Origin of the sequence: Agrobacterium sp. MS2 (genome assembly GCF_003261015.1) — a bacterium.
Taxonomy (GTDB): Bacteria; Pseudomonadota; Alphaproteobacteria; order Rhizobiales; family Rhizobiaceae; genus Agrobacterium; species Agrobacterium pusense.
Map to the genome: position 1 here is coordinate 1 of NZ_QLNF01000027.1, position 6676 is coordinate 6676.

The following is a 6676-nucleotide window of genomic DNA, read 5'->3' on the forward strand; positions in this document are numbered from 1 at the left end:
GCCGCATAAACGGCTTCGCCCCTTGCTTCCGCAAACGGCTTTCCCTGCTCGGCAGTCATCAACGCACCAAGATCATCAGCATTCGCCACCATGAGATCAAACCAGCGGCGCAGTATGGCAGCGCGGTCCTTTGCAGCACGGCGGCTCCAATCAGAAAATGCCTTGCCTGCTGCCTCCACCGCGGCTCTCACCTCATCTGCGGACAATGAAGGAACATCCCCGATAATCATCAATCTGGCAGGATTTTCCACCTTAACCGTATGGCCATCCGCTGCTTTCACCCAGCGACCATTCACCAGGCATGCATCACGCAATAGCGCCGCATTTTTTAGCTTGATCATCGAACCCTCCTCTATTAAAGTTCAGCTAATTGAACCTGAATCAATATATTGAACTATGGGCCGATCGGGCCGCTTAAGTCAAGGAAGATGCATGGGGGAAGTTCAGCAATCGTCGCATACTTCAGACACCGTACCTGCGCTCAGACGCGCGGTGCGTATTCTGGATCTCGTCTCGCGTTCCCCCGGTACCCTCACGGCGGCCGAGGTGACGCGCGTTTTAGATTTGCCCAAAAGCAGCGCGCATGGCTTGCTTGCGGTGATGACTGAGCTTGATCTTCTGGCGCGATCTGCCGATGGAACCCTGCGTATTGGACCCCACTCGCTCAGATGGGCGAACGGCTTTCTGTCGCACCTCGATATCGTATCGACATTCAACGACCATCTCGCCCAGCGCCACGATCTCGATCCCTATACGGTGACCCTCACCGTCCGCGAGGGTGGCGAAGTCGTTTACATCGGCTGTCGCAACTCGGCTCAGCCTCTTGGACACACGTTTCGGATCGGTATGCGTCTGCCGGCGCCATTTACGGCCACCGGGAAGATCCTCCTGTCCGATCTGGGGCCCGGTGAATTGAGGATGTTGTTCTCGCAATTTCCACAGCCTCTGACATCAAGGAGCGTTGCTGGCCTTTCGCAGCTTGAAGAGGAACTCGCTCTGACGCGCGCTCGCGGCTACTCCATCGACGATGGTCAGATCCGCGAAGGTATGCTTTGCATTGGCGCAGCGATATGCGATTACTCGGGAGCCGCATCTGCCGGCATTGCAATCAGTCTGATCCGCAGCGAAGCCAGCGACCAAAAAATCGCGTACCTTGGTGAGGAACTTCGCACCACTGCCAACGCGCTTTCTGAAAAGCTTGGGTACCGATCGCAGAAAGACTAGTCGTAACCTGTAGGGGTATGGTCGATGCCGACGAGCACAGCTTTGCTGTATGCGCCAGTGCACCGATACCCCAGCTAGCTCCTGTCCCGAGTACGGCTGCGCCGAGCGCAGTTCGGGTCGAGAACATAAAAGACATCATCGATGTATTGAGCACCAAGGGAAAAGACCTCGGTCCGCAGATGCACGATCCACCGCGCTGCCTTATTCCTGATTGGGACGAAGCCGAGCAATCGGTTGTCATCACAGGTCATGGCCGTCGGGGACGGGGCGAAAACCTGCGTGCGCGTCTCCACGAACTTGCCAATAATTTCTGGGCAATTGCAGCGCCAGAAGGCAGACCGTAGGTTCTCTACCCGGCGAAACCTGGCAAGAGTGGAAACGATGCCTATCGTGAGATCGAGGAACTCGAGACGACTCCTTCGGAGCGTGTCCGAGGTGTCTCGCCGGACCGTATGAGGCGGCGTCTTTAAGCTCGGGACCTGTCGCAGCCGATATCTCGGCAGACGCAGTTGAACTGGCTAATATCCGGTCATCTCCAGATAACCTTGTCCGGATGTGCTTCCATCAAACTCTATTGGCCCCGCCAGGAGGGGATTGACGTTGCATCCAGGCTTTCTTGTTCAGGGGCTTCGTCTTTATGTCGAGGCCACGGCTGGGTATCTTCACGCTCGAGCCGATCGGTGCCGAGCCGCTTCAGGCTAGCCTCGCACGCACCGGCAAGGCGGGAGCGCGATGCATTCTGTGGATATGCCTTGCTGACGAGGAACAACTGGTCGCGAAGGCTGCCCACCGCCTCGCATATCAGCGTTTCCGCCGCACCATCGCCATACATTTCGGCGGTATCGATGAGCGTCAGGCCCAGCTCGACACCGGCGCGTAGCGCGGCGATCTCATCGGATCGCCGCTCGGCACGTTCGCCCATCTTCCAGGTGCCTTGACCCATTGAAGGAACGACTTCCGCGTCTGGTAGAGTCACGCGTTTCATGTGCTTTCGTCCTATCAGATGTTTTCGGCTATTCGTTGGAGGGAGGCGGATAGGTAGATCACCGCCACGCACAAATGATTAATGAATATCGATGTAATTGGTGTCACAACCGTCCGCGGCTGTTTAAAATCCTGTCGAACGCTGACGGTCTCCCGGCGTGAGATGGTGATTCGGAATGCGGACTGGGGTCAAGATGGACTTAGCTGTAAGTCGACAGATGTTTGTTAAAAAAACACCGAGAATGAAGTTCACATCGATGGTCACACCGCAGCCGGCCATCGCATTGTCGCAGGCATGGAGCATGTTCGCAGGCTGGTACGGGTCGATCAGAAACCGATCGGCCGCACGCCGCGCTCGAACCTATCCACCTACAGCGGCATGTTCGACCATGTGCGACGGATCTTCGCTGATACGCCGCTCGCCCGCCGGCGGCACTACAGCCCGGGCAGGTTCTCGTTCAACGTCGCGCAAGGCCGCTGCCCTGTTTGCGAGGGCGAGGGATACGTCATGGTGGAGCTGCTGTTCCTGCCGAGCGTTTTTGCGCCCTGCTCGACCTGTCACGGCTCTCGCTACAACCCGCAAACACTCGAAGTCGAATGGAACGGGCGCAATATCGCCCAGGTGCTCGAACTGACGGTCGACGATGCGTGCGATTTCTTCGCTGGCGAGGCGTCTGTGATGCGCTCCCTCGACGTGTTGCGGGAGATCGGTCTTGGCTATCTGAGGCTCGGACAGCCGGCGACCGAGCTGTCTGGCGGGGAGGCGCAGCGCATCAAGCTGGCGACTGAACTGCAACGCGCCCAGCGCGGCAACACGATCTACATCCTCGACGAGCCAACTTCGGGGCTTCACCCCTCAGATGCCGACCGGCTGATGCAACACCTGCAGGGCCTCGTCGACGCCGGCAATACGGTCGTAGTCGTCGAACATGACATGCGCGCCATAGCACAGGCGGATTGGATCATCGATCTGGGACCGGGGGCCGGGGAAGATGGCGGCCGTATCATCGCCAGCGGCGTCCCTGGCGTCGTTGCGGAAGCGGAAGGCAGTCTCACTGCCCCCTATCTCAAAGCGGCGCTGTAGGTCGTAAACCTGACCGAACGGGCGTTCGATCAGGTGTATCTCAACCGCACGCACGCTGAAATGGGTCGCATCTGGAAGCGGGAGCCGGCGAGGTGTCACCGCGGTTGACGCGGCTTGGGCATTGAGTGCTCGGAAGTGCGCCGTTTTCGTCTGATACGCGGCGTAGCGGACAGCCAATCGCCGGCCATCCGCTACGCCTGTTTTGTGTGGACCTTCACCAGGGAGCGCGCCCTCACATGGTTCGTCGAAACCGTCCCGTATTAATTCGCGGCCGCGGGCCCAGCGCCCGCACCTTCCGCGATTTGCTCAACGAGTTTGGCACAGAAGGCGGGCAAATCATCGGGGTCGCGACTGGTAACAAGGCCGTTGTCGACCACGACTTCCTCATCGGTCCATGTAGCGCCGGCGTTCTCGATATCGACCTTCAGCGTCGGGTAGGACGTCAAGGTGCGACCCTCAAGAACGCCCGCCTCGATCAATGTCCAGGGTGCATGGCATATCGCGGCAACCGGTTTTTTCTGATCGAAAAAAGCCCGGATGAAATCAATTGCCTCGGCGCTGCCGCGCAGCTTGTCGGCACCGACCGTCCCTCCGGGCACAACTAGTCCGTCGAAATCGTCGGCTTTGACATCGGAAAACGTCTTGTCGATAGTATAGCTGCCGCCCTCGTCAAGGTTGCTATTGACTGTGCGAGCCACGCCCGCTTCAAAACTGACCACGGTCACTTTGCCGCCAGCGTCCTCGACAGTTTGCTTGGGCTTCGAGAATTCTGGTTCTTCCGTCCCGCGGGGTGCGATCAGAATGGCGACTGATTTGCCTTCTAGGGTCATAATTAATTTCCTATTCCGTCGAAGGCTAAGGTCAGGTGCCCGGCTTGAGCACGACCTTCGTCCAACCAGCATCGCGTTCGTCGAAATGCTTGTAGGCGTCTGGCGCCTGATCAAGCGGCAGTCGGTGCGAGATGATCTGGGCAGGATTGGCCCGGTTTTGCTCGATAAGCTTCATCAGTCGCCGGTTGTAGTGCTTTACATTGCACTGGCCGGTGCCGATCTTCTGCCCCTTGAACCAGAAGTTGCCGAAGTCGAACGCCATCTTGCCTTCCTTCTGAAGATCGTCGGGCGCGTTCGGGTCTTCCGCAATGAACACGCCGACGACGCCGATGCCACCGGTGGCCTTCGTGCTTTTGACGAGGCAGTTCATCGTGTAATTGCTGCGCTCCTTGCCGTGGCGATCGCAGCACTGGTAACCTACCGCCTCGACCCCACGGTCGGTCCCGAGGCCGCCGGTTGCATCTAAGATTTGCTGGGCGGGATCGCCCTTGCGCATGTCGATCGGGATCGCGCCCATTGCCTCGGCCAGCTTCAGGCGATCATGGTGGGAATCGACGACGAAGATCTGAGAGGCACCGCGAATTTCGGCTGAATGCGCGGCCATTAAACCGACCGGACCGGCGCCGTAGATCGCGATGCTTTCGCCAGGCATGAAGCCTGACAGTTCGACGCCATGCCAACCCGTCGGGAAGATGTCGGAGAGCATGACATAGTCATCCTCCTTCTCCTCGGCGTCCTCGGGCAGCTTCAGACAATTGAAGTCCGCATAAGGAACACGCATCAACTCGGCCTGGCCACCTTGCCACGGACCCATCTCGGCAAAGCCATACGCTGCGCCGGCGGTTCCAGGGTTGGTCGTGAGGCAGAAACCCGTCAAACCCCGTTCGCAATTTTCGCAGAAACCGCAACCGACGTTGAACGGCAAGCACACGCGATCGCCCTTCTTGATACGATCTACGGCAGCGCCGACTTCGACGACCTCGCCAAGGTTTTCGTGACCGAAGACCCTGCCCTTCTCAAAGCTGGTACGGCCCTCATACATGTGAAGGTCCGACCCGCAGATATTGGTCGTGGTCAGCCGGATGATAACATCGGTCTGCTTTTCGATCTTGGGATCATCGATGGTATTGACAGAAACATCTTTGGGCCCGTTGTACACGACAGCTTTCACGGATCTTTTCCTTTCGCAGCTCTTCTCAACGCGACATCAAATCGAGAGCTTGGTGATGATCCGGTCCATCGCAACGGCGCAGGACATCGCATATTTCCAAGTAATCTCAGTTTCCTGAACCCTCTGCTACCTGAAAGGTTCCTTCCCGTAGCGTCATCCTGGGATCGATTCACTGCGGTTTTCTGAATGGGCCAGAGCGGCCGAATAACGCGCCAAATTGATGTGCTCAAGAATCTCCCGCGAACCAATGGTGCCGTTACGTCGCGACACATCAACGGCGCCTTATCAGTAAATTCAGAGGCGTGATAAGCGCAAAAGACAAGGCCATCCACTATCGCGGATGACCTGTCGTATTCATTTATTCATTTCCCGATTCGGCCGAGCCATCCATTCCGGATGGAAATACGAGCCTTACCCTGCAGTCAAACGGCAGCTTAGGGTGCCGACCGCTCCGCTATTTCGCGGCCAGCAGGGTGAACTTGTGAATCTGCGGCGGTTCAGAAAACAGTTCTTCTGCCTTGTCCATCAGTGCGGCGGCAACCTTGCCGTCAAGATGGGCCTGCCGATCCTCCTCTGTGTCGAACGTATCGAAGATCGCGTACGCACCGGGACCTTCCTCGATCGCATACCAGGTCAGAGTGCCCGCCTCAGCTTGAACGAGCGGCAATGCCGAGGTCAGGAAATTGGCGACATCGCGCTCTTTTCCGGGCTTGGCCTTCAGTGGTACATACAGGGCAAGTTTGGGCATAAATGACTCCTCAAGTGAAACGGACAGATATTATTCGGCAAAGTAACGGTAGGGCGGCCGGAAAGTTCCTTATGAGGCGGAGCACACGCGGCCCCGCCTCCTCGTCGAAATCAGAACTGCTGTGCGGTCGGCCGGATGACGATCGCGTTGACTGGCGTGAGATCGCGTTGCCGATCCAAGCCTGAAATTCAGGACAAAGAAATGATTGCGTCCTACGTCAGGTAAAGGCGACGCCACCTTTCCGGTACCCTTCACATCGACTTCCCAGCTTAGATGCTCAAATATTCAGGAAGTCCGCAGTGTCGGGGTCCACTGGAATGCCTTCGACCTTACGGCGCTCAGCCTCGCGCCATTCCCGATCCCCTGGCGCCATCACCTCTTGTCCTTCACGCGCTGGTGCACTGCGCAGGCTGTCGATGTAATGGGTCATGCCCGCGTCAAACCCAGCGCGGCCAGCGAAGTGATCTGGGTTAATCGCGAAGACGAAATGCCCCATATTACGCGGTGTGCTGATGTCTTTGGCGCCCACCATGGGGATAAAATCCGGATCGAGCGTTGTCCCCATAAGAATGGCCGAAAGAAGTGTTGCTACGCCCGCAAGCGCAGCGCCCTTATAGCTATAATCAGCCCCCCCC

8 protein-coding genes and 1 pseudogene are annotated in these 6676 nt (G+C 57.8%); 3 read left to right on the forward strand and 6 right to left on the reverse strand.

Annotated elements, in window-relative coordinates; translation table 11 throughout:
- The coding region (locus tag DOU54_RS12420) for an aldehyde dehydrogenase family protein (protein ID WP_146617355.1) at positions 1–341 on the reverse strand (341 nt) is incomplete at its 3' end.
- 55 nt (positions 342–396) lie between these two features.
- Here DOU54_RS12420 and DOU54_RS12425 point away from each other — a divergent pair.
- Positions 397–1224, forward strand: coding sequence for an IclR family transcriptional regulator (locus DOU54_RS12425; RefSeq protein WP_113731336.1), 828 nt, complete (start codon positions 397–399; stop codon positions 1222–1224).
- A gap of 17 nt (positions 1225–1241) precedes the next feature.
- On the forward strand, positions 1242–1568 hold the full coding sequence (locus tag DOU54_RS28015) for a hypothetical protein (protein ID WP_080823474.1): 327 nt from the start codon (positions 1242–1244) through the stop codon (positions 1566–1568).
- A 227-nt stretch (positions 1569–1795) separates the two neighbouring features.
- Here DOU54_RS28015 and DOU54_RS28540 read toward each other — a convergent pair whose 3' ends face one another.
- Positions 1796–2209 (reverse strand): aldo/keto reductase, encoded by a 414-nt coding sequence (locus DOU54_RS28540; RefSeq protein WP_197283372.1) that lies wholly within the window; start codon positions 2207–2209, stop codon positions 1796–1798.
- A gap of 279 nt (positions 2210–2488) precedes the next feature.
- Here DOU54_RS28540 and DOU54_RS12445 point away from each other — a divergent pair.
- Positions 2489–3292: pseudogene (locus DOU54_RS12445) on the forward strand (excinuclease ABC subunit A); the annotation flags it as partial.
- 260 nt (positions 3293–3552) lie between these two features.
- Here the strand turns inward: DOU54_RS12445 and DOU54_RS12450 are convergent.
- From DOU54_RS12450 to DOU54_RS12465, 4 genes are all read right to left on the reverse strand, one after another.
- Positions 3553–4122 carry a type 1 glutamine amidotransferase domain-containing protein gene (locus DOU54_RS12450; RefSeq protein WP_113731337.1) on the reverse strand — a complete coding sequence of 190 codons (570 nt, stop codon included), beginning with the start codon at positions 4120–4122 and terminating at the stop codon, positions 3553–3555.
- Between the two features lie 31 nt (positions 4123–4153).
- Positions 4154–5293, reverse strand: a complete 1140-nt coding sequence (locus tag DOU54_RS12455) for a glutathione-independent formaldehyde dehydrogenase (protein ID WP_113731338.1) — start codon at positions 5291–5293, stop codon at positions 4154–4156.
- A 454-nt stretch (positions 5294–5747) separates the two neighbouring features.
- Positions 5748–6041, reverse strand: a complete 294-nt coding sequence (locus DOU54_RS12460; RefSeq protein ID WP_037093999.1) for a putative quinol monooxygenase — start codon at positions 6039–6041, stop codon at positions 5748–5750.
- Between the two features lie 277 nt (positions 6042–6318).
- On the reverse strand, positions 6319–6676 hold a 358-nt coding region (locus DOU54_RS12465; RefSeq protein WP_193603325.1), incomplete at its 5' end, for an Ldh family oxidoreductase.

Bases quoted from the DNA above. Each gene is read 5' to 3' on its own strand.
- DOU54_RS12425 (WP_113731336.1), top strand. From the start codon at position 397: ATGGGCCGATCGGGCCGCTTAAGTCAAGGAAGATGCATGGGGGAAGTT.
- DOU54_RS28015 (WP_080823474.1), top strand. From the start codon at position 1,242: ATGGTCGATGCCGACGAGCACAGCTTTGCTGTATGCGCCAGTGCACCG.
- DOU54_RS28540 (WP_197283372.1), bottom strand. From the start codon at position 2,209: ATGAAACGCGTGACTCTACCAGACGCGGAAGTCGTTCCTTCAATGGGT.
- DOU54_RS12450 (WP_113731337.1), bottom strand. From the start codon at position 4,122: ATGACCCTAGAAGGCAAATCAGTCGCCATTCTGATCGCACCCCGCGGG.
- DOU54_RS12460 (WP_037093999.1), bottom strand. From the start codon at position 6,041: ATGCCCAAACTTGCCCTGTATGTACCACTGAAGGCCAAGCCCGGAAAA.